Here is a 22,250-nt window from a genome sequence, read left to right on the forward strand (position 1 = left end):
CATGAGCACTGGCATCGCAGCTCGTCTGCGAGTATTCGCACGTCGGTTCGAGCTCTCTCTCGGGCTCGGCGGAAGCCAGCAAAGTCGGCGCGTAACACGCTTGACCTCGCCAGTGAAGCCAAGCACTGAATTGTCCATCGAGGTCTGATTGCCGACACAAGGTATCGCGTTTGCCAATGTCGCCTGCTCGAGTAGACGACTGGGCACTCGTAACACTGATTGGCTCAAGCACAGGATCGGCGCGCACAAGTAGCGAAGGCATTTATTTGCTCGTGGCTTGTACTTTTCGTAGTTGTCGGAGGGAGGAGCGAGCGGCGATCGCAGCGACCTACAGTTCAAGATTTGCAAGGAGCCGAGGGCTATTGCTGCCATGGGAGACACCGAGGAATTCTATCGTAACTCTATCCCTGGCCTAGACGTGGACGGGTGGTGGTGCCGTAACCGCTACACATCAGAGTGCCAGCATCGTCTCGACGACGTTCGCCCAATAGCCGATGCCATAAGGCAAGGCGTCATCATTGAAGTCGTACCCCGGGTGGTGCAAGCTAGATGTCGATCCGTTGCCAAGAAAGATGATTGCGCCCGGCCTTGCTTCAAGCATGTAGGCGAAATCTTCCGAGCCCATTCGCGGGCTTATCTTTTCATCAACACAAGCCGGTCCAACCAGATCGCGTGCTGCCTTGACCGCCAGATTAGTTTCTTCCGGATGATTGATCGTGACCGGTGCGGATCTGCTGTAGTCAAATTCGACATCTGCGCCAAATCCCCGCGCTATGCCTCGCGCAGCCGCAAATATCTGCTCTTGCGCGAAGTCGCGCAGGCCGGGCACAAGAGTTCGGACACTACCCGCGAGCTCTACCTGATCCGGAATGACGTTGTAGGCCTGCGCCGCATTGAGTTTGGTCACAGATATCACGAGCGCCTCCATCGGGTTTGTGCTGCGGGAAACCAGGGTTTGCAGGCCGACGATGATCTGTGCGGCGATGACTACCGGATCGATGGCCTCATGAGGCTTGGCGGCATGGCCGCCCCTCCCCTTCACGATGAGGTCGAACTCGTCGAGAGCCGCCATGATTGGACCTGGGCAGATGCCGAAATGGCCAACTTCTATTCCTGGCACATTGTGCAGACCGAACACCTTGGTTATTGCGAAGCGGTCCATGATTCCTGCCTGAACCATCCTTTGGCCGCCTTCTCCACTCTCTTCTGCCGGCTGGAAGATCAAGGCGACCGATCCCTTAAACTGCCGAGTCGTGGCCAGGTATTTCGCGGCGCCTAATAATATGGCCGTGTGACCATCATGTCCGCAGGCGTGCATCTTGCCCGGCACTTTCGAGGACCAGAGCTTCTTGGAACGTTCGGGTATCGGAAGCGCGTCCATATCCGCGCGCAGTGCGATGGTCGGCCCTTCTGGACACTTGCCCCGGATCAAGGCGACGATACCAGTTTCAGCTATCCCGGTTTCGATATGATCAACGCCGAAAGAAACGAGCTTCTCGGCTACAAATCTAGCCGTGTTGTAAAGCCGATATTCCAGCTCGGGATTCTCGTGAAGATGGTGGCGCCAAGCAGTTGCCTCAGCCAATAGAGGTTGAAACGCTTCAATGCCGTTCATTTGGGACCCACAGCATGAAATAGGTTGTGATCTGTACGGCTGAGCACTTCCGCGCCAGACTCTGTAACGACCACGTGCTCGCTGCAGCCAAACAGATGACCGCCTTCCCCAAACAGAATAATGGGAAGATGAAAGGTCATCCCCGGCTGCAGAATCTCCTCTGCGGCAGGCTCCAGGCTGAGGTTCCCGCGTTCTGTCCAGTGGATACCAGTTTGGTACCCGGTACGATGGCGAAACGCGCCCGGGCGCGCAGATTGCTCAATCACCTTGCGCGCGGCGGCGTCCACGGTCTTCGCGTTTACCCCTGGCCTTATCGCCGAGACGGCGGATTCGAGCGCTTCAACTGAAAGAGCGTGCAACGATTCGGCCTCACGGTGGCGACCAAGCACCGCGCTGCGGACCAGCCCTGCGGCATATCCGTGCTTCACGCCGCCGACCTCAATCATGGCAGGTTCATTGTTTCGAATTGCGTGTGGGGTCGGGACACCGTGGGGCATCTTCGTCCGATCACCGAACACGAGAGTAACGGATCGCCATATTTCGCCGCCAGCTTTGTTGGCTTCTCCAACTATGGCTGCGTACGTTTCCGCTTCCCTCACGCCTTCGCTTAGCGAGTTCCGAAACACGCGCACGGCGAGATCGGTTGTCGTCATTGCTTGACGCATCACATCGAGCTCAAGCGAGCTTTTCACTGCAGCGACTGACGCAACTAAATGGGAGGCGTCGGCGGCCCTCATGTCTGGACACAGTGCCCGCAGTGCACTCACATCGGCCGGCGCCAGATTCCAACATCCGAGTTCGAGACCTACTCTCCGATCGTGCAGACGATGCTGGCGAAGAACCTCGGCACAGGTCTTCGCAACATCGCCCTGCTGCCTATAACAAACAACCTCATCGACGCATCCTTCGGCGCGTACAGCCTCGGCATCGTACTCTCGTGCAACGAGAACCGGCGCATGCCCAGGTGCTAGAATCAATGGGAACGGCGCGAAATACCCACCAAATCCATGATAGCCGGTTAGATATCTGAGGTGGCCGATAGCAGTAACGACGATTGCATCAAGTTCGGCGCGCGCTACCGCTTCAAGCACCTTCTGCTGCCGGCGATCGTACTCCGACTTTGGGAACGGAAGCCCAGCCCACGGAATTTCCGAACCTGTCGTTGTGAGCATAGAAACCTCCGTCTTCGGCCATACCGTGCCTGGGCCCTTTCCTCTCTCGAGCGCCTTCTCGTCGACACCCTGCGATCGGATAGACCGCGGTCTACTTCGTAGCCGGCGGCCCAGCATTAAACACTGAAGCGCTCAGAGACCGACGTCACAACTGCCGGGTTTAGTAGTTTCAGAGCTGACGAGCTAAGCGTTGGGCGATAGCCCAGCCTAGCTAAGATCATGTTCCAACCAAGCAAGCACCTGAACCAGTCACGACAAGGTAACGATCGGCCAGTCTTGTTTACGGCGTATTCAAAGCGACAAGCATTGTGAGGCACCGCAAGCGAGCCAGTATGCGGCCTGAGTTGGCGCGATGTACACTGCGGTCTATACCGGGTCTCCGACCGATGGTTGCGCAGACGCATGGTCAAGCTTTGGCCTGCCGAACGCGGACCGGCCAAGGGCACGACGAATGTGTTTATGGATGGAGTAAGGTCCTGACACCGTAGACCTCATCGCCGAATGAAAGGTCCTTAGCGTCAGGAGGGCCCGTACCGACAGTCGCGTGCCAAGAGGCGACGTGATTTGCGTGGCGTCAAATGATCATTGATTCCCTCCTTTATCTCTCGGGAAGGCACGCTTGCAAGCGGCATGGACGGCCCCTTGTGCTCGCTCGTTCAAGCCAGACTTTCCCCGCCGTGCGCAAGCTCAGCGTCGCTCGCGCACCGAGCCTTCTTGGGCGACCGAAGCCACCAGCGTGCCGTCGCGCCTAAAAATCAGCCCACGAGCGAGCCCACGTCCGCTCTGCGCGCTTGGCGAATCCTTCGCATAGAGCAGCCAATCGTCGGCACGGAAAGGGCGATGAAACCACATTGCGTGATCAAGGCTTCCGGACAGAATGCGTCCATCGAACAACGTACGCCCATAGCGTGCCATCACGGCATCCAGCAGCGACAAATCCGAGGCATAGGCCAGTGCGCAAATGTGCAGCGCTGGATCCTCAGGCAGCTTTGCCGCGGCCTTCATCCACATGTGAACTCTTCCGTCCACGATCTTCTGGCCAACATACCGGCCGATCTCGACGGGACGAAGCTCGACCGGACGATCGGGTTCATAGTAGCGGCGAACAATTTCCGGTAGGTCCGGATATAGTGAATGCTTCGACAACTCTTCGGCTGCGAAATGCTCAGGCCCTGGCACCTCCGGCATTATTTCCTGGTGTTCGAAGGCGCCTTCCTCACCCCTATGAAAGGAGATGATCATCGAAACGATTGCGGTACCGCGCTGCAATGCCGTGACGCGCCGGGTCGAATAGCTTTTGCCGTCCCGCAGGCGCTCGACCTTGTAGACCAAGGGTACCTGAGGATCGCCGCTGTGGATGAAGTAGCAATGTAGTGAATGCGGCAGTCGGGCTTTGACTGTGCGACACGCTGCAAACATCGCCTGTCCAACGACTAGTCCACCGAATACCCGTTGCTCGCTGGCGTTCGGGCTGTTGCCCCGAAATTGGTCGATCCCGATCGGGTCAACATCGAGAATGGCTGCAAGGTCGATCCCACTTTTTTGCATTCAAGAGCTCTTAGCGTGTTCAGTGTCAGGGCTGGAGCGGTACGACGAAGAGCCCAGCGTCTTCAGAGATGAACCATCCTCGGCGAAACGCCGCATTTGGGCCCGGTATTCGAGCTGCCCATCCACTACCAGAACTCCACACGTGTGACAGTTCACGCCGCCGCATTTTTCGATAGGCCAGCGTCTGACAGTCGTTCAAGTCTAAAAGCAATCGGCATGCCGGTCCGCACATCAGCTGCCCCCAGCAAAGAACACAATCGCGAGCTTCTTGTACGTCGGCGCGGGTCGCACTGTCAGCGTTTTGTTCCGGACATGTCGCGAACCATACAACTGGCATGCGATTGTTGTATGTAAGGTATAGCGCGACAGCTTATTTGAGCCGCTTGCAAAACTCTGAGGCCGTACACGCTGCGACGGAACGCGACGCTTCACCGCAGGCACAGCCGGTACGCTGACGACGACCATTTCGCCGACCGAATGGCTCCAAACTGAAGGCGTTCAGCCTTATCAGCATGGATGGTAGATCTTCGAGCTTCCACCAGACGCCGTCGTCTACTGCTACGCACACGGATTGGAGGGCATGATGAGCAAGCCGCTTCGAGCATAGTTGTCGCGCAAGAGAGCAGAAGGCATTGTTCGCTCGATGCTGATAAAGGGGACCGCACTTCTTCACCATTGGTATGATGCGTAGATTCGTACCAGCCTTCAATGTGAGGTGGACGAATTGGTGCTGTCACCGAACTACAGGAACGCCGCGGCTCCAAGACAAGCGAAAAAGGCGATTATCAATTCAACCGACCTGGATTGCACAATGGTGCCTCGCGAGATGGCCGACGTCTATCCTGTCAAGACGAACTGTCCCTGCTGCAGTGTCCACAGCGATACGTCTGTCATGTCCGCCTATCTGAAAACGTGCGCCGTGGTCGTCGAAGGCGGCTGCTTACATGTCGCTAACGGCCCTAAAGGCATCTTCGCGCGCACGACATTCTTCATCCCCCCAGGTGGCGGCGATACGATTCCGTGATCAGCAGTGCAACTGCCGTCTTCATCGTTGATTCTTGGATAGGTCGGGACCCGACGCAGGCCACGCGCGCGTGCATCGCCTTTGCGCAGTGCCCACATTTCACTCCCTTTTTTCGGCACGTGCCGCGGCCTATCTAACGCGCTAGTCCCACACCCCAAAATCCACCCGAGGGCTCATCACAAGGACGCCATTCTAATGTTCGCAACACTCCTGCCGCAGTCAACCGGAAGTCTCGCCTCATGGCGAACTCGCCGCTCCAGCAGCCAAGGGCCGAATTTTTCGAATTGTTCAGTTTAACTGCTGTACCCTGGACAAGGCGGGTCTTCGGCCCGCGAATACTGCTCAAAAATTCAACTGCTCCAGGCGCACGATCCAGAAGCCCTGGGCTGACAAGTGGTACAACATTCGGCAGACTGCTCAAGGAGATCGTCTAGTTCTTCATCGCTCGTCGACTGTTTCTCGTTGAGGGGCGCATTCGAGATCGCATGCTCTTGCCGTTCGGCAAGCTTGCCCCACTTCTAAAGATTTCAAAGCGGCTTCGGTGTGGCCTCACGCGTTTACCGGGCTTGGAGGACGACGAAATGGCGGACCGCCCTCGGTTGAGGTCCACGGGCGCGATCAGCCGAAACGCTGGAGCCTTGAGGGTAGCAGTTGAGTGCTCCGAACGCCTCAGGTTCGTTGCCCAGCCATCTATGCAGGCGTTGCCGCGGACGTTTCATGCATATCGGCAAGAACCGCTAAAAGAGCGCGACAAACTCGCATCCGAATAGGTAAAAGGAGCTCTCCGAACGCTGCTCAGCGCAGCACCGTCTGCCCATTCCTGACCACTGTAACCCGACGCTCTCTTACGCAAGCTTCGAATGAGACCGAATTGCCGTCCTTCCAAAGATTGACGGTAACAACTTCTCCCGGAAACACGGGCGCCGAAAAGCGGGCGCGATGACGATGAAAAGCAGACGGGTCGTAGTCGGCATAGCTCTGCAGGACGGCTCTGCAGGTCAGCCCATACGTGCACATTCCGTGCAGAATGGGTCTTGGAAAACCGGCTCGAGAGGCGAACTCCGAATCGCTGTGCAAAGGGTTTCGGTCGCCAGAAAGACGATAGATTAGGGCTTGGTCAGGCCGGGTCGGGATATCGAGTGATCTATCTGGTGCTCGGCGGGGCACCTGGTGAGGCTCCGGCATCCCCTCCGATGGTCCACCAAAGCCGCCGTCGCCTCTGGCGAATGTCGACGAAAGGATTGTGACGATCTTGTCGCCCCCCCCCTCTCTGACCACCACCTCATTCTGAATGATCGCGCCTTTCTCCTTACCCTTGTCATATATTCCTCTCACACGGGCGTCTGCCGTCACGTTCGCTGCGGCGGGTAACGGCTTGTGAAACGTAATGTCACGTTCGCCGTCAACAACCATGACGCGATTGAGGTCAATGACTCCGGGACGTGCGCCCCAAACGCACACGGAAGCAAACGTCGGGATCACCTTTAATGGCTTCGACGTTGCAAACGCTTCGTTGACGAATTGTAGCTCCTCCTCCTTCAGAGGATCTGAGCCCATGCCCACCCCAAGTGCATAGAGCATTACCTCCCTGTCAGTCCAGGAATAGCGAGCTCCACAGGTCCTTAAGTTCAGTGCATCGGGATAGTCGAGCGGCATCCGAGCCTTTCTACGCTTGTGACCGGCGCACGCCGCCGGCGGCTGAACTTGAATTCGCTTCCTGGGGCGGCCGGCCTACCGCACTCACTCCGAGCCCGTAGGCTAGCGCGCGCGCGCGTTAGACTTCATTGTTCGGGCATATCATCAAGCCAGCAGGCTGTCGCGACGAGCGGTCGGGAAAAGATCCTCCCGATCTTCTCGGCAACTTTATTCTGATGGTAGCGCATATACAGCCGGCCATCCTGGCCCAAGTCCAGAATCTCTATTTTTCCAGTGTAATGGGACATGATGTATTTAAATGTCTTCTCGATCCCGCTCAGACGTTGATTGATGCCGCGTACAATCTCTACTCCCCGCCGCAGTGGGACTTGGAAGTGCGACGCGCCCTTCACCGGCCTCGCCTGGAATAAGTAGTAAGGTCGCACTCCGATTTCGTGACATTTGGCGAAGGTCGCGGCCAATATCTCCGGATCGTCATTGACTTTGGCGAGAAGCACGGACTGATTAAGGAGTTGCACGCCCTGTGCTCGCAAGGCGCGCACTTTGTCCTCCGCCTCGCATGAGATCTCGCCTATGTGATCGAAATGCGCGACGATGATTGGGGTTTTACCCGCCTTGTGGATACGCTTGAACAAGGCCGGTAGAGCGGAATCCGCAAACCGTCTTGGCTCATAGGCCAGCATTCTTGTGCCAAATCTGATCGAATTCAAATGGTTTATTGGCAGCAGGTGGTCAACGATCTTGTTCAGTTTGGCGGTGCTGAGCACGAACGGGTCACCTCCTGAAAGAAGTACGTTCGTCATCTCAGGATGGCGCGCAATATATTGCGCGGCCTGATCGAAATCCGGTGCGATTTCATCCGAAACCTTGCCCACAATGCGCTTGCGAAAACAGTAACGGCAATATGAGCCGCAGCGCTCCGTCACCAGCAATAAACCGGTCTGGGCGTACTTGTGCTGGAGTCCCGGTACGACTGTGTTGTCGTGCTCGCCGCTCGTATCCAAAGTGCCCGGACTCTCGAACTCCTCGACTGAGGGCTCGACAACATACTTCAGCTGATCGTAGTGCCCGCTTTTGACAATTTGTTCGCCGTAAAATTTTGTGACATGATAAGGTGTGATGTTGTTGGCTTGCAGTTCATTGTCGCTAAGCACGCGCGTTTCTTCAATGAACTTCAGCTCGTGTGCTCTGCAATCCAGCGGATTAGCTGTGGTTTCCATTGCCGCACCTCGTGTGCCCTTATCATCGCGGTTTGGTTCAATGCGATCTATACAGCATCAGCAATGGATCGATACCTACCTAGTGTGGTGAGGACTATCGGGGCTCGAGAGTTGAGGAAGGCGCACTGATACTCGCCTGGTGTCGGCGCGCTGAGGTTAGCGGCGCGATCGCGAACCTAAGTCGCAGCCGAGAGAGCGTGTGAGATCGACTTCCACTAGCCAACTCAGGCGAACCGTGATTCATCCTCGAGCCCGGAAGAGGCTGACGGGGGTGGCGCATCGGCGGCCCTTCCGATTTGGGTGAGCAAGGCCGTGGTTCAGGGCGATCTTTCAGGCGGCACGGACTTTCCGGGCAGCGAGTCGTTTGTGAAGAACTGATGCGGCTCAAAACATCGCTTGAGCCGAGGACGCCGGGAGGTCTCGATGAAGGCTCGGATGATGACACGCAAAAGCTCTGCGAGCCATCGCAGGAGCAGGCCGAAGTTGTAGCCGGCGCTGGCGAGGACGGCGTTGATGCGGTCGCCGACGCGGCCTTTGAGATAGTTGCGCTCCATGCGGTGCTCGGCCTTGACGTGGCCGATGACGGGCTCGACAGCCGCACGACGCTTCATCTCGCGTCGGATCGAAGCCGTGACGCGACGGACCTGGCCCGAGATCCAGGCCCTGAACCGATGCGGGTAGTTGTGACCACGATACCCCTTGTCGACGTGAATGCGACGAGCCTCCACGCCGGTGAGCTTCTCCAGGTCGGCGATCACAGGGCCGAGCGTATGCCCATCAAAGGGATTGCCATGTAGGGCCTTGGCATGCAGCACGAACTGGCCGCCCTTCGGAGACGTCACGGGGTGGCGATACTGACCTTGCAGCCAATCGCCTTGGCCGCAAAACTCGCGCGCATGGCCTGGAGCATGCGGTCTGGCCTAAGAAATTGGCGTCGTAGTCGCGGCCCTTTGCAAGTGTAGCGGTCTGCGCCAATCTATCCGGCTTCAATTTGAGGCTGTCGCGCCTCGAGCCAATATGGATATCCGCCCACTCCTGTCCTCAATAACTCGACGGCCTCGACAAGGGGCCCATGGCTGCGAACCAGGCTTCAGAAGTGTCGGTGGAACCGTTTCTCCATTTGTCTTTTCCGTCTCGCAGACCTCGGCGGGATATTGTCCCCTTCCGATTGAGATCGTGAATCCTTCTTCCCTTCCCGGTCGTGTGTCTCAGGCGTCGCTGCTTCCAACCAGGCTCCAAACCCGTGCCTGCACCAAGTCTGGCGCCTAAGAAGCACGGCTCGGGCCCCTTGAATGAAGAGCGTTCGCAGGTACCGATTGCCGCGCCTCGATATGCGGCCGAGAATGGTTCGATCGCCGGTCGAGAATTGTTTCGGTACCAGACCAAGCCATGCCGCAAAGTCGCGGCCCTTGCGAAAAGCATCGCCAGTCCCGATCGCGGCGAGCATCGCGCTTGAGATGATCGGTCCGACGCCCGGAGCAGTCATCAGCCGATGACAGTGTGCATCCTGCTCGGCGAGCTCGTTGATTTCTTTCGTAATTGATGTAACCCGTCGGTCGAGATAGCGCCAGTCCTCGACCAAGTCCTGAACGAGCTGAACTACTCGAGGCGACAGGTTATCTGAGAGCATCGAGAGAAGCTGAGGAAGCGCCAATCGGAGTGCTGCCGCTCCCTGCCGAACCGGCAGCCCTCGCTCGAGTAGAAAGCCCCGGATTTGATTGATGACCGCTGTTCGCTGCGTCACCAATCGACTACGAACTCTGTGGAGCGCCTGCAAATCGAGCTGCTCGGTCGATTTCAATGGGACGAATCGCATTGTCGGGCGCTGAACGGCTTCGGCAATTGCTTCAGCGTCACGGAAGTCATTCTTGTGACCCTTGAGGTACGGCTTCACATATTGTGCTGGCAAGAGCCGGACTTGATGACCTAATTTTTCGAGCCTCCGACCGATGTGGTGTGCTCCTGCACAAGCCTCCATTCCGATCAGGCAGGACGGAACATTGGCCAGCGACTGCTCCAGCTGATTTCTCGATCGCTTCTTGCGTAGGACGATTGCTCCCATAGCGTCGAGCCCCACCACATGGAATGTGTTTTTCCCTAGATCGATGCCGATCGTAACAATGTTTGTAGCGGACATGGCTTGTGCTCCTTCTCTTGCCGGGGCTTCATGTTGCCGCTGAGAGCGGGCGTGGTCCATGCCATTAACTCGTAGGGCGCGCGGGCTTTCACCTTGCCGATGCACTCGATCTCCGGCGCATATAACGCATAGACCTTGGGCCGCGCTGATGCTGATCCTGGCTGCGCACCTGTTGCGCTAAACCGAGCAGCGGGCCGAAGCGAGCCTCCAGCACCGTATCGCCATCAATCTTGCGGCGGATGTCGCGGATGATCCGGCCAAGCCGCGTCCGCAGGAACTTGAGCTGGCGCCGGGCGCGTTTGAACTGGTGGGCGTGGCTATAGCGGCCAACCATGATGGCGGCGCGCTTGGCAGGCGCAGATAGCTCTGGCGCAGCGGCACACGGTTGCGCTTGGCGAGCCCGACGAGCTTGACGATGGCCCCATGCATCAGCCGCGCATCGGTCGGATGGGCAACGGCCTTGGGCTGCACCGTGGTATCGACCACCACCCGCTCCAGGTCCTTGGGGCCGATCGCGCCAGTCTTGTGTGCCACCGAAAGACTTTCCTGGATCAGCGCGACGAGCTGTTCCTCGCCGAGCCGCTGGCGCCAACGGGTCATCGACGATCGATCGAACGGCAGACGGTGGCAGAAGCTCAATTCGCCGCAGAAGTATTGGTAGTAGGGATTCTCGATCCAGCGGGCGCACAGCACCTCATCCGACAGGTTGTGCATGTGCTTCAAAATGAACAGGCCTGCGACAAGCCGCGTCGGCAAGCCGGGCTGCCCCGACCCTGTTGGGCATACCGAACTAAAGCGCTCATCCAGAAGCGTCCAGTCGATCAGCGCCGCCAACCGTACCAGCGGGTGGCCCATGTCGATGATTTGATCAAGGGCCGGAAGCAACAGGTCTTTCTGGCGATCATCCCGCGGTTTGCTCATCGCATTCCCCAATGTCGACGACCACGTCAGGGAATCACGAATCGCCAAAAAGCAAAATCCCAAAACGCAAGAAAGCGAGGTCCGACACCTCGCTTTCCTGCAAAATCGAATATTATATCAAGACCAATTCTGCTTATTTCTCAGACCGATCCGTATTCTTCACGGACGACTAGCGAGCGCGATCCAATTGGGTGTGGGATTCGAGGGAAACGCGCCGTACAGCAGCTTTGCCGACCGGCGCGGATCGACGTTCCGCGCTGAAGCGACACCGGGACTGGCTCGATGGAACTGCGGCGTAGCTGATGGCGCGTCGTTACGCCTGGACCATGCCAGCCCACGCGCCATCGGCGATGGGCCGAACGGCCATTGAAGACGACCACATTCGTTTGCGGACATCACCTGCAAAGAGCCGATTGCATCTTTCGTGGGCGACGGCCCGATCAAGGCCGGGTACTTCCTGGCCTGTGTCGAGCAAATTCTCCTCGCCGTACTGCGCCAGACCGACGCGGTGATCTCACAATCTGTCGAGCCAGAAGAACGAAGAGGGTCTGCCTCATCGCAGACGCGGGTCTACTCTTGCTGCCGCCCTACAGCCCCGATCTCAAGCCGATCGAGATGGCATTGGCCAACCCAAAGAACTGTTGCAGCAGACCCGGGCAGAACCGCGGCGCCCTCTGGATATCATCGGGCACCCTGAACATGTCCACTCCTGAAGAATGTGCCAGCTACGTCCGTCATTGCGGATACATTCCCCTTTGATCGCGACAGGCTCCAGCGAACCGCGCAGCATGCCCAAGCTATGCGACCAGCGCGCCCAAAAGAGGCAGATTGCCCGCACCGGTTCGCCGGTCCTGCCGGGATAAGAAGGCTCGGCTCCGCTCGACATTGTAGGGCCGCAACTTAGCCTTGGACCGCCACCGTCTTACGAAAACCGGACGTGCGCACACCGCTAGGCAGCCTCAGCGGTCCGTGATTTCAGCCTCTTGAAGTGCGGTACGCCGGCGTCAATTGCAAGCCGGTCCATGGCCCAATGGGGACAGCCCATCTTGTTGACGGGATACGTCTCAATCGCGCGATCGTCCAAGATTGCGACGTCGCCTGATTTCCAGTTCCAGCACAAGGTATTCTGCGGGGCAGTGAGATAGGATTGCAGAAGTTCGAACAACCTTTGGCTCGGATAGCGCTGCAGGCCGACAAAGTTCTGCACGGAACGGCCGAGCGAGAGCATGCGTTCGCCAGTCTCGGGATGAACACGAACGATCGGATGTGCCGTTTCGTAGATCGTTCCGGTGGATACGTCCTCCAATGCCTGCCGGCCGGCTTCGGTGGTCCCCTCCATCGCTGTGTGATCGAATGCGGCGAAGCGCACAGCCCAGAGGTTATCGGCAAGCATCCGCAGCGGATCGGGAAGGTCAAGGTAAGCGGCCACCGAGCTTGACAAAGCGATCTCCCCGCCAAACGGCGGGATCGCTGCACCTCGCAGCACTGAAATTGCTGGTCGGGCGGCACTGAAGAGATCATCACCGTTCATCTGATCAACATGATCGCAGGCGCCATCGGGGAGCGTCTTCCGGATTGTTAAGCCTCCCCTTGTGTCCAGCATTGTGGGATTGCGTATCAGCGAGCCAAGCCGGAGCACAAAACGCTGTTGCTGGGCATCGGCCAGATGTCCCTGATCACGGAAGAAGATGACCTTATGCTCAAGCAGCAGCCGGTTAATGGCTATGATGGCCTCGTCAGACAAATCGTCTGAGAGCGTAATATTCTTGATTTCGATCCCAAGGCGGTCCGCGTGCTTGACGATGTCTGCTCGCGGAATGACGTTATCAACGGTCATTGTGCCACTCATGACGGCGCCTTTCTCTGTGATGTCTAAACAAACTCCGTGTTTGGTGGTCACGCTGGCGCGCGACAAAGCCGCACGCCGAACAACTAGTCGGCTGACTCTTGTTACAGACCACCATCATCTTAGGATCTGACTCCCTCTGCGTGCGGACACAGCCAGTAACGCTCCATGAAAGGGTACTCGCATATAACGCCACCAGATCGATTTGCAGCCACGTCAACGGTACAAATCATAGATGCGATCCATGTCCAGTCCATGAAACGAAACCAGCTTTCTTTTCGATCTTGAGTAACGTTCGCCTCGTCTCCGAACTCATCCTTGGAAAATCTTCGAATAACGAATGGGTCGTCACCTGACGCGACCGGCATGGCCTCATCCGCACGACAAGAATCGAACTCGTTCGCGGCCGGCGCCTGGCGAGCGGATATGACAGGACGCCCGCTTCAGCGAAGCCAACTCTATCTTAGAGAGTATATCTTATATATGGCTACTTGCGCGAGTTGCAATCACTTCCTCGCGACTTGGAGTTGTCGAATGCGCGTCGTCTTTCGTCGGCTGGTTTATGGGTTGCTCTTCTTGCCGAGCAGGAAAGCCGGTTAAAAATGTAAACGCTGCAACTCCCATTGCAGCTATACAACGGACTCAATCCCTCGATTTGCGAAATCTGCGCGCGTCCCGGAATGCAGGTCGTCCTGCCTGTGGCGCAGATTTGCACGAAACGCAGATTGCTTTGGTGTCCTGGCAGTTGACCGCAATAGAGACAGAGCGCGGGACCGCGCAGAAATACCGTGCGGCCCCGAGACAATGCAGCGACTTTGCGCTCTCATTGGCAGCACGACGCCTACGGCAGCATCAGCGGGGAATCCATCTTTCTAATGATCGCCGCTGTCTTCATGGCAACCATGAGGCACGCAAAGATGATCAGACACGCATCCAAACTGCGCGATTTCAGAGGGGACGATGAAAGAATGCACCAGCTGCGTAACAACGCGCCCACGCGGCCGAGCCGTTGCGTAAGATCCGCACCATCGCAACAAGCCGCCTTTAAAGAGCTGGGGTTCGTCACAGGCCGCAGGAGACTCTGTTCAGGCTTACTTGCATGTGCAGAAAAAGCTGCTTGTAAGCAGCTCCGCCGTGCGAAATTGTGCTTGGGGTCTTTGGTCCGGCAGGCAGATCGGTCTCACTGCCCGCTTAAGATAACGGGTTCTAGCAGGCGTTCCTGTTTGCACCTTGGCTCTGCGCGATGAAGAAAGGCGCGGGCCAAAGCAGCGTCCGATTGGGCGCTCTCATAAATTTGAACGACGCCCGTAATCTGCGATGGCTGGCTCCTGCTGAGCTCGGCGGAGTTGACGATGTCGCAGGAGGCTTGGAATGATCCGGTGGATGCTTCAGAGTAGGACTAGTGACTTCGGTAAAGCCGCAACCTATCTGGGATCTGGACCAACCAATATGGCTCAACACTGAGCAGCAACACCTTTGACCAGAATACAGGCGCGATCTGCAGCACATATATACGAACAAAATGCGAGCTGCTGCCGTGACGCGAGCGTGCCTCAACCGGCAAGCGGCCGGCTTACTCAGACCAATCAAGGTAGCCATCAGGTTGACCGTGAACTTTGTCGGATGCGGGACCGACAACCGTTTGGACGGACAGCTCAATAGCGCGACGGGCTTTCAGGGCCTATGGCTGCCCTCGCGCGCGGAGCCGGTTGTAGGGGCTCCCGGACGGTCACTTCAAATTCCCCCACCTGTGGTCGCGCAAACTCCCCCACCTGTGGAGCAGGACGAGAGGGTATTAGGTTGACTCGGTTTTGCGCGCAAGGGCTTCAGCGGCTTCCTTGAGGCGGTAGCTGCGGCCGTCGAACTCGAGCAGATGGCAATGGTGCATCAGGCGGTCAAGGATCGTCGTGCTCATGGTGTTGTCTCCGAGATAAGCGCCCCAGTCCTGCACGACGCGATTGGACGTGACGATGACGCTGCGGTGCAATTTGTAGCGTTGATGGATCAGGGTCTGCAGTAAAGCGCCAGCTTCGTCGGGGATGGTGCGAGCGAGGAACAGGTCGTCGAGCACGAGCAGATCGCAGTCAAAGATGCTCCGCAGTCGAGCTTCGCGCTGAGCGGCGGGGCTGAGGGCATATCGATTGAAGAACCCGTCGGCCTCGAGATATTGGACCTTGTGGCCTTGCATGATGGCCTGGTAGGCGACCGCCTTGGCCACGTGCGATTTTCCAGTACCGGGCTTGCCAATGAGCAGAGCGTTTTCGCCGGCGGCGACAAACTTCAGCGCGTGCAGCTGGAAGCAGGCCTGACGCGGCAGTTTGGGATTGAAGGACCAGTCGAACTCCGCGAGCGTGAGCTTCTCGTCAAGCCCGGATTGCTGGTAGCGGCGAGCGATGAGGCGGGACTGACGACGATCGAGTTCGTCCTGCAGGAGCAGGCAGAAGGTCTCGAGGAACGGTTGGCTGGCGCCCTGGGCCTGCAGGACACGGGTCTCGAGCGTGTCGCGCATGCCCGACAGCCGCAATTGTCGTAGGCAGCGATCGATGTCTGGCAAGGTCATGGTCATTCCGAATGATCTCCTGTGGAGGTTGAAAGGCTGAGCTGATCGGCAATCAAGGTCTGGGTGGGAGCGCTCGCGTCGTCGGAGCTGGCCGGGGTTGCGGAGATGACGCGAGCGCGGTTTGGTGCACGCTGACCGTCGCCGTTGTTGAAGGGCCGGCTCTCGTTGCTGGCACGGTTCTGGGAACAGAGGCGAAAGAGTTCGCCGTATTCGTCCGCGGGACGGATCAGGGGATGGTCCTGCGTCAGCGGCAGCGTCGATTGGGGAGCTTGATCGAGGCGCTCGAGAGCCTGCTCGAACAGCCGCTCGACGATTGCGCGCACCTGTTTGTAGCGGTGGATGTGGTTGCGCACTGCGTGATCGCAGGCCTGCTCGACGAGCCGGGCGGGATACTTCTTCGCAAGTCCGACAATGCCCCACATCGCGCGTTGTCCGACGCGGCCTTCGGTGTCGAACAGGTGCTGACAGAGCGCCTTCGCTTGCGGTCCGATGTCGCCGGCGCTTGCCAGCAGGAAGGCGGTCTGACGGGATGGATTGAACGGGCGCTCGTTGTGCGGCAGTTTGAGCGAACCCGGCCGTGCGGCGCGGGCATGAACGCGCAGCAGCGCCTGGGTGCTGCGGTCGCGGATCTCGATCGTGGTCTCGTAGAGGCGTACCACGACCTGGCTGCCGATCGACGCGGGCCGCGCGGCATAGTCGCTGTGATCCACCCGCACGGTGGTGTCGTCGTAGACCGTGCGCACGAGCTCGGTGAAGTAACGGAAGCCGGTCGCGGGCAATGGCCGCAGATGTGGCTTCTCTTCCTGGAACATGGCCTCGACCTGACGCTTTGTGCTGCCATGGATGCGTTTGGAAGCCCAGTTCGTCTCCCAGTGCTCCAGAAACCTGTTCTGAGCCTCGAGTGACTCGAAGCGTCGCCCGGCGAGCGCGGTGCCCTGGGTGTGCTGAATCGCATTCTCCACGGTCCCCTTGCGATTTGGGTCCCGCACCCGTGCCGGATCGGCGACGACGCCGTAATGCGCGAGCGCCGCGCCGTAGAGTCGGTTGAGTTCGGGCTCATACAGGTCGGGCGTGATGACGCCTTCCTTGAGATTGTCGAGCACGACATAACTGACGACACCGCCGAAATACCGAAAGGCCTCTTCGTGGAGCTGTGCCCAGACCTGCTGGCTCGACTTCCAGACCACCCGCCGGAAGCTGCGCCGCGAGTAGCGCAGGGTCATCACGAACAGGCGCGGCCGGCGGTAACGACCGCTCTTCGGATCACGGGTCAGCGCGCCTTCGCCATAATCAACCTGGGCTTCCTCGCCGGGGGCAAACTCGAGACGGTCAAACTGTTTGGGATCGATGTGGCGCAAGGCACGCACGAAACGCTTGACGCTCTCGTAGCTGGCAGTAAAGCCGAACTGGTCAACCAGATCCTGATAGATCGCCTGGGCGTTGCGTTTCAGACGGGCCTGCTGCTCGATCCATTCCCGATGCGGTTCACAGGCTGAGCGGGCGAAATCAAACGTCTTGGCGGCGACCTGCGCTCCGATAGCCGGCGGTCGCGGAGGTGGGGGAGTTTGGCCATCGGCAGCCTCGGAGCCGGTGGTCACCCCGGGGGAGTTTGCCTCCGACGCTCGCTCGGACGCGAAAATCGCCTGGTAGCGCCGGATCGTCTTGCGGTCGACCCCCGTCAGCCGCTGGATCTCTCGTTGGCTCGTCTGGCGCTCAAGTAACGTAAATACAGTGCTTTGCAGGTGCGGCTTCAAGACGTTCAACTCCCCGTCCCCTCTTCCCTAAAAGGGGACGAAAATAAACGTCCTGCTGCGCGCTTTGCGGCCGATCAGCCGCCCAGCCAGGCGGAATCAGGTGGAGGAGTTTGAGGTGACCTCACCCGGGGGATTTTGACCGACCGTCGGGGGGATGGTATCAGCGCCGGCGCCGATACCTTCACATTCAAGGCTGGCGACAAGGCAAATTACGTTCCAGTGGTGGCGTCGTGACCGAGAGTAGCGCAGTCGAGAAGCTCTCGAACACGAGGAAGAGCCCGATGTGACATCAAAGTCGAGTCGGTTAGCTTCGATACCGAAACCGACAGCCACCTATGATTCACAAGTAATCATGCCGGCGACGGGAACGATCCGCCCGGTGTATACGCGCGAACTGGCTTCTGATCGTTTGTCAGTTGCGCTCCTCCAGGCTTGGTGACGCCATGCACGCCCCGCCGACGCAACCGTCTTGCCACACTTGTTCGTGAGAGCTGCGGATGGCGAGGGTGTGCGCGAACAAACCGGATGAGAGCGAAATCTCACCCTGATCGGCGCCACCTAGCATGCTGTACGATGAACAGCCGAGGCCGGACTTGCCGTCCCTTCCGTACGCCCTGCTGCGGGTTGTCTCGCTGCTCAAGTCGGCCGCAGCGCATGTATCACGTCGCTCCTTCGCGCTCGATCACCACGAGCCTACGTGCACGGCCCGTTCCGGAAGATCTTCGGCGACCCTCCAGCACTCTCCGCGCGGCGCGATCCGAAGTCACTCCCCCGCGGCATGTAGCAGTCGGAGGATCTCGAGGAGCCGCAGTGACAGTTCGGTTAGGTTGCTCAATGGTTCAAATCCGTGGACGCGACATCGCAAGGCGTGATATTTTTCCCTTGAGCCTCCTCCGTGCCATCTTATTCAGCTGGACTAGCTTACTCGAACTTGCGGCGCTCGCCGTCTCTGCGCACCGATCGCCTAGCTTCCTTGCGGGTTGTTTGGTGAGTCACCGGAGACATATGATCACGCTTCGCGAGACCGCTGGCCAGTCCCTGAACTGATTCCATTTTCGGCAAATGCCGTCTCGCGCGCTTAGCCGCTCCGGATCAGCTTCCACGGGGGCACGCTCCCCGAATGGTTCCAGTTCGCGGGCGCTGTGCTGATGGATTCGGATCGGTCTGCTTTAATCCTGTTTGGTTGACCCGATAGGTTCGCCGGCGCCGCTATTTTCGGATGAAGATCGACGAGAACTTTGCTGAGGCCACATGGAGGGAGCGCTGCTCAAGGCGGTTTGCGCAACTTGCCTGAGAACTTCGACGGACGTCTCGCCGCGAGAGGCGGCTTCTAGAATTTTGGAAGCGACGTGGGCTCGGATGCCGGTCTCGTGCCGCGACAAGTCCTTGCACACGTCATCCAGAATTCGACGGAGGCAGGCGGCGGTTTCGGAGTTGAGCATAGAAAGTCTCCTCCAATGGAGCGGGGCACTGGCTGCACTGCACGGCGAATTTCACGAAATAACTATTAGCAACTGCGGATGTGAACGGCGATGGGAATGGTCTTAAGCCTCTTCACTTAAGGTTGCATGAACATATAACGAAGAACATCGCGCGTCATCAACTCTATTTCTTTAGCGAAGATTACCGACATAGTCTGGCTAGTCGTTCGAGGATGGTCTTGTCCGCGCCAAACTGGGTCTCAGGGTTGAACATGCCCGCTCGTGGCACATCATCAATGATTGATTTATTCGATGTCGTGAACCCGGCAAGCTCTGTTGATGACGCAGAGGGCCCGCGGGCACGATCCAGTTCACGTTCTGCGTAGATGTCTGCCCAATCCGCATACGCAGCTCGAGTGCGGGAGCACCTCCTGAGTTAGCGGCTCTACTCCTGATCAAGCCTCCAATCCTGGCCAGAGTTCAGCCTTCTGATCGAATTGATCAGCCAAGCGCGGGGCGCCAATCGAATCAATGAGCGCCGCCATCATCTTTTCCTCGGAACGAACTCCGGCGCTCCCTTTCAGACAATGAGTGATATGTCCAATACGCGGATGCGTTTTCGTGTGTGGTGTGGCTCCCAAAACGATCGGCTTGATCTGCCGTCGGGCGACGCGCGCCCAGCTTCGAGGGTAACGGCTTCCTTACAGCGTCTTCAAATACTCCAGAAGCGCCCGCCGTTCGGCGTCGGTTAATTCTGGCCCGATGACCCCAGGCGGCAGCTTCGTTATATCGGTTTCCTTGCCCTCAAAGGAATGCCCGCGATTGCTATTCCCAAGCAGCGATACGTCGAAGTCCGTCAGGCCGGCCGCGCAGGCGTCGTTCGCTCGCACTTTCGCAACGAGCCCAACGTCAACAGGATCGAATTTACGGCTGCCCACGCAGAAAGAGCTCGGCCGCCGGCCCTGCGGTAATAACATGTCCTTTAGCGTCGGCACGGACCCGTTGTGTAGATACGGAGCTATTGCCCAAACACCGTCCAGCGGACGCGCGCGGTACTGAGGTTCAAGAGCAAGGACATCTTGGTCCTTGCCGTTACGTCGCGCCCGCGCTCCAATGTATGCTCGCGGGTTTTGGCAATTCTTCCTCGGCCCCCACATCTGCTGCTTGGAATTTTCGGAAGAGTTGTTCGCGAGGTTCCATTGATCGATCGTCTTGCCCACGACGTCCATCAGCGCGAGCACAAATAAGGGATTTGGCGCCGGATCGGCCGGAAGGCCGCACCCCCAGGCTTTGTTCAGGTCATCGATCGGATCGAGGCCGAGTGACGCGGGTAAGTGAACGCGCCGGGTCATCAGGACATTGGATTGTTGACGATCGGTGCCGATCACGTTCACTGGCAGCTGAGCGACGTTGAAATAATGGCGTCCGCCGATCTCCACCCAATTCTTCTCGCCCTTGGCAGAGCGATCTGGGTTCTCCGGCTTCCAGAACGAATCGTCCGGCCACTTGGCGTCGAATGCGGGATCATTGACCGGCCCTCGGTGGCATTCAAAGCAGTGCGAGCGATAAAGATCGCGACCTTTCTCAACGAGTTTTTCGTCGATGGCCCAGGCCGGGTCGCCTCGGAACCGGTCCTGCGCATCCTTCCATCGTGGCGCGACAAGCCCGTTGAATTTCCTGCTGCTTGCCTCCGCCGACGAAAACGGATCGGTACCGCGCAAAAGCTCCTCGAAACGCGCAATGTCCGAAAGATGGATGGATGATTCAAAAAGCGGCCTTCCAGGCGCGGGTGCCCTCATGTTGATTTTCGCGCTGACGCCGAGCGCTTCGCCAGAATTGCGGACAAGCTCGTTGAGAACAGAGGCGTCATACTGCGCCCAGAGGAAGTACGGCGTGTCCCAGATCGGCGGAAAACTCACGGGAGCGTCGTTGCGCGCGAAGTTGCCCTTGAGGAGCGGATCTGGGAGTTCCCCGGTCGCCGGATCCAGGAAATTGGTATAGAAGACCTGGTTGCCGATCCGGTTCAAGGCATCAAGTCGGCCGAACCCTTCGTCGAGATTCGTCACGCCCTGCTTCGTCAACAGGCTATCATTTGCGGCCTTTTGCTTCTTGATCTTTTGAAGTGCGAGCTCCAGATCACGTCGAAGCTTCCCGCGGTCGACGCTTCGACCTTCAATGCTTTCCAGCCGGTCGGCGAAACGATCAAACCGCCACGGCAAGATCAGCGTATAGCCGATCGATAACCCAATGACCCGTTCAACCTCGCCAAGGTTGACCATCGCTGGCCCACCATCGTAGCGAATGCTGACATTCTTGTACTCGAGATGCCCGGTATGACAGGCGGCGCAAGTTAGTCCGATCTGATCTTCGTAGAAAGCTCCCGTTGTCGGGTCGACGCCCCCTTTCAGGATCGCGAAACCCACAGGCAAACCATTGGCATTCTCGGGCGTGGTCGCTGTCCAAGTGGAGCTAACGCCCTTGGCATCGTCCTGATAGCCGTACGCAGGTGAGCTAGCGTCAAAGTCCTTTGTGCTCGGACTTGGGATGAAACCAAGGCGTCGCAGATACTCGTTGTCCGTCAGGCTCGTGTAACCGACCGACAACTCAGGACGTTCCAGAGCCAGGAACCACTTATAGGGCACGGGAATAGTGGCCGTGCCTTGGGACGTGTGGTGGAACCAGTAACGCTGCCGCGCACTCCAGTTCTGGGGCAGCCAGTATGCGCTATCGATTTTTGAGGGCGCGGGCAGTGTCGCCGGCAGCAATTGCGCCACCAGGTTTGCGTCATTCTTGACCTTAAGCGCCGCATCGCGAAGCTTCTCGGGTGCGAAATACGCCATCCCTATTAACGCCGCCACGACGAACACAATCGCGAACAAGAGAGCGAGGACATGAGGCCACCGCCTCACCACGCCACCCACCCAAGAGCTGAACGAACGTGCCCCCATCCTAAACTCTCCTTCCATCTCAAATGCCCCGCTGCGCGCGAGCGCGCCAGCCAGCAATGCGCTTATTACTTGTTCAGCAATTGGCTATTGATGAAGGTGACGACGTCAGCGGTCTCGGCTGCCGCGCGCCGCGTTATGGTCGCGGCCGCTGGGCCACCATGCAAGAACGAGGGAAACCAACCGAAATTGCGAACATTCCAGACTTCTTTCGGTAGAACGGCTCGGTTCACCCCACGCACCGCGAAGCCTTGCACTTTCCTGGACAGCGGCTGCGCGGTTTCGGTGTGACAGCTCACGCAGTCCGTATTGAAGAAATGACTCTTCTTCGTATCGGCAATGACATTGACGATCTCGAGTACGCGGCTATTTGGCACGTTGGCATCGATGAAATCGGCTGTCGAAACACCCTTCCGGTTGGCAAGGGCCAA

11 protein-coding genes and 3 pseudogenes are annotated in these 22,250 nt (G+C 58.3%); 1 reads left to right on the forward strand and 13 read right to left on the reverse strand.

What is annotated here, in order from left to right; genetic code table 11:
* Nucleotides 1-451 precede the first annotated feature (451 nt).
* From GPL20_RS34805 to GPL20_RS34815, 3 genes are all read right to left on the reverse strand, one after another.
* Entirely contained in the window at nt 452-1,615 is a 1,164-nt protein-coding gene (locus GPL20_RS34805) for a M20 aminoacylase family protein (protein ID WP_157336643.1), read from the reverse strand.
* The gene (locus GPL20_RS34810; protein ID WP_157336645.1) at nt 1,612-2,787 is read right to left on the reverse strand and encodes a M24 family metallopeptidase; all 1,176 of its coding nucleotides are present in this window, start codon (nt 2,785-2,787) and stop codon (nt 1,612-1,614) included. Before GPL20_RS34810 ends, GPL20_RS34805 begins: the two co-directional genes overlap by 4 nt.
* A 687-nt stretch (nt 2,788-3,474) precedes the next feature.
* Nucleotides 3,475-4,335: an acyl-CoA thioesterase gene (locus tag GPL20_RS34815; RefSeq protein WP_157336647.1), complete on the reverse strand. Its 861-nt coding sequence runs from the start codon at nt 4,333-4,335 to the stop codon at nt 3,475-3,477.
* 892 nt (nt 4,336-5,227) lie between these two features.
* Between GPL20_RS34815 and GPL20_RS40025 the strand changes: the two genes are divergently transcribed.
* Nucleotides 5,228-5,359, forward strand: a complete 132-nt coding sequence (locus GPL20_RS40025; RefSeq protein WP_256557471.1) for a hypothetical protein — start codon at nt 5,228-5,230, stop codon at nt 5,357-5,359.
* A 795-nt stretch (nt 5,360-6,154) separates the two neighbouring features.
* Here GPL20_RS40025 and GPL20_RS34820 read toward each other — a convergent pair.
* The 10 genes and pseudogenes from GPL20_RS34820 to GPL20_RS39750 all read right to left on the reverse strand — a co-directional run bounded on the left by GPL20_RS34820 (nt 6,155) and on the right by GPL20_RS39750 (nt 22,250).
* Nucleotides 6,155-7,015: a MaoC/PaaZ C-terminal domain-containing protein gene (locus GPL20_RS34820; protein ID WP_157336649.1), complete on the reverse strand. Its 861-nt coding sequence runs from the start codon at nt 7,013-7,015 to the stop codon at nt 6,155-6,157.
* A gap of 125 nt (nt 7,016-7,140) precedes the next feature.
* Nucleotides 7,141-8,235, reverse strand: coding sequence for a KamA family radical SAM protein (locus GPL20_RS34825; RefSeq protein WP_157336651.1), 1,095 nt, complete (start codon nt 8,233-8,235; stop codon nt 7,141-7,143).
* Between the two features lie 407 nt (nt 8,236-8,642).
* Nucleotides 8,643-9,103, reverse strand: a pseudogene (locus GPL20_RS34830) (IS5/IS1182 family transposase); the annotation flags it as partial.
* Between the two features lie 333 nt (nt 9,104-9,436).
* A pseudogene (locus GPL20_RS34835) lies at nt 9,437-10,372 on the reverse strand (IS110 family RNA-guided transposase); the annotation flags it as partial.
* 68 nt (nt 10,373-10,440) lie between these two features.
* Nucleotides 10,441-11,293: pseudogene (locus GPL20_RS34840) on the reverse strand (IS5 family transposase); the annotation flags it as partial.
* 949 nt (nt 11,294-12,242) lie between these two features.
* Entirely contained in the window at nt 12,243-13,130 is an 888-nt protein-coding gene (locus GPL20_RS34845; RefSeq protein ID WP_246251183.1) for a TauD/TfdA dioxygenase family protein, read from the reverse strand.
* A gap of 1,804 nt (nt 13,131-14,934) precedes the next feature.
* Entirely contained in the window at nt 14,935-15,699 is a 765-nt protein-coding gene (gene istB, locus GPL20_RS34850) for an IS21-like element helper ATPase IstB (RefSeq protein ID WP_205751226.1), read from the reverse strand.
* 2 nt (nt 15,700-15,701) lie between these two features.
* Complete coding sequence (gene istA, locus GPL20_RS34855) at nt 15,702-17,462, reverse strand: IS21 family transposase (RefSeq protein ID WP_246251185.1); 1,761 nt, start codon at nt 17,460-17,462, stop codon at nt 15,702-15,704.
* Nucleotides 17,463-19,575: 2,113 nt separating this feature from the next.
* Nucleotides 19,576-21,822: a di-heme-cytochrome C peroxidase gene (locus GPL20_RS34860; protein WP_246251188.1), complete on the reverse strand. Its 2,247-nt coding sequence runs from the start codon at nt 21,820-21,822 to the stop codon at nt 19,576-19,578.
* 65 nt (nt 21,823-21,887) lie between these two features.
* On the reverse strand, nt 21,888-22,250 hold the full coding sequence (locus GPL20_RS39750) for a hypothetical protein (protein WP_246251190.1): 363 nt from the start codon (nt 22,248-22,250) through the stop codon (nt 21,888-21,890).

Origin of the sequence: Bradyrhizobium cajani (genome assembly GCF_009759665.1) — a bacterium.
Classification (GTDB): Bacteria; Pseudomonadota; Alphaproteobacteria; order Rhizobiales; family Xanthobacteraceae; genus Bradyrhizobium; species Bradyrhizobium cajani.

What these genes read in the sequence shown, in the direction of transcription:
- GPL20_RS34805 (WP_157336643.1), bottom strand. Translation starts at nt 1,615, where the DNA reads ATGAACGGCATTGAAGCGTTTCAACCTCTATTGGCTGAGGCAACTGCT.
- GPL20_RS34810 (WP_157336645.1), bottom strand. Translation starts at nt 2,787, where the DNA reads ATGCTCACAACGACAGGTTCGGAAATTCCGTGGGCTGGGCTTCCGTTC.
- GPL20_RS34815 (WP_157336647.1), bottom strand. Translation starts at nt 4,335, where the DNA reads ATGCAAAAAAGTGGGATCGACCTTGCAGCCATTCTCGATGTTGACCCG.
- GPL20_RS40025 (WP_256557471.1), top strand. Translation starts at nt 5,228, where the DNA reads ATGTCCGCCTATCTGAAAACGTGCGCCGTGGTCGTCGAAGGCGGCTGC.
- GPL20_RS34820 (WP_157336649.1), bottom strand. Translation starts at nt 7,015, where the DNA reads ATGCCGCTCGACTATCCCGATGCACTGAACTTAAGGACCTGTGGAGCT.
- GPL20_RS34825 (WP_157336651.1), bottom strand. Translation starts at nt 8,235, where the DNA reads ATGGAAACCACAGCTAATCCGCTGGATTGCAGAGCACACGAGCTGAAG.
- GPL20_RS34845 (WP_246251183.1), bottom strand. Translation starts at nt 13,130, where the DNA reads ATGACCGTTGATAACGTCATTCCGCGAGCAGACATCGTCAAGCACGCG.
- istB (WP_205751226.1), bottom strand. Translation starts at nt 15,699, where the DNA reads ATGACCTTGCCAGACATCGATCGCTGCCTACGACAATTGCGGCTGTCG.
- GPL20_RS34860 (WP_246251188.1), bottom strand. Translation starts at nt 21,822, where the DNA reads ATGGGGGCACGTTCGTTCAGCTCTTGGGTGGGTGGCGTGGTGAGGCGG.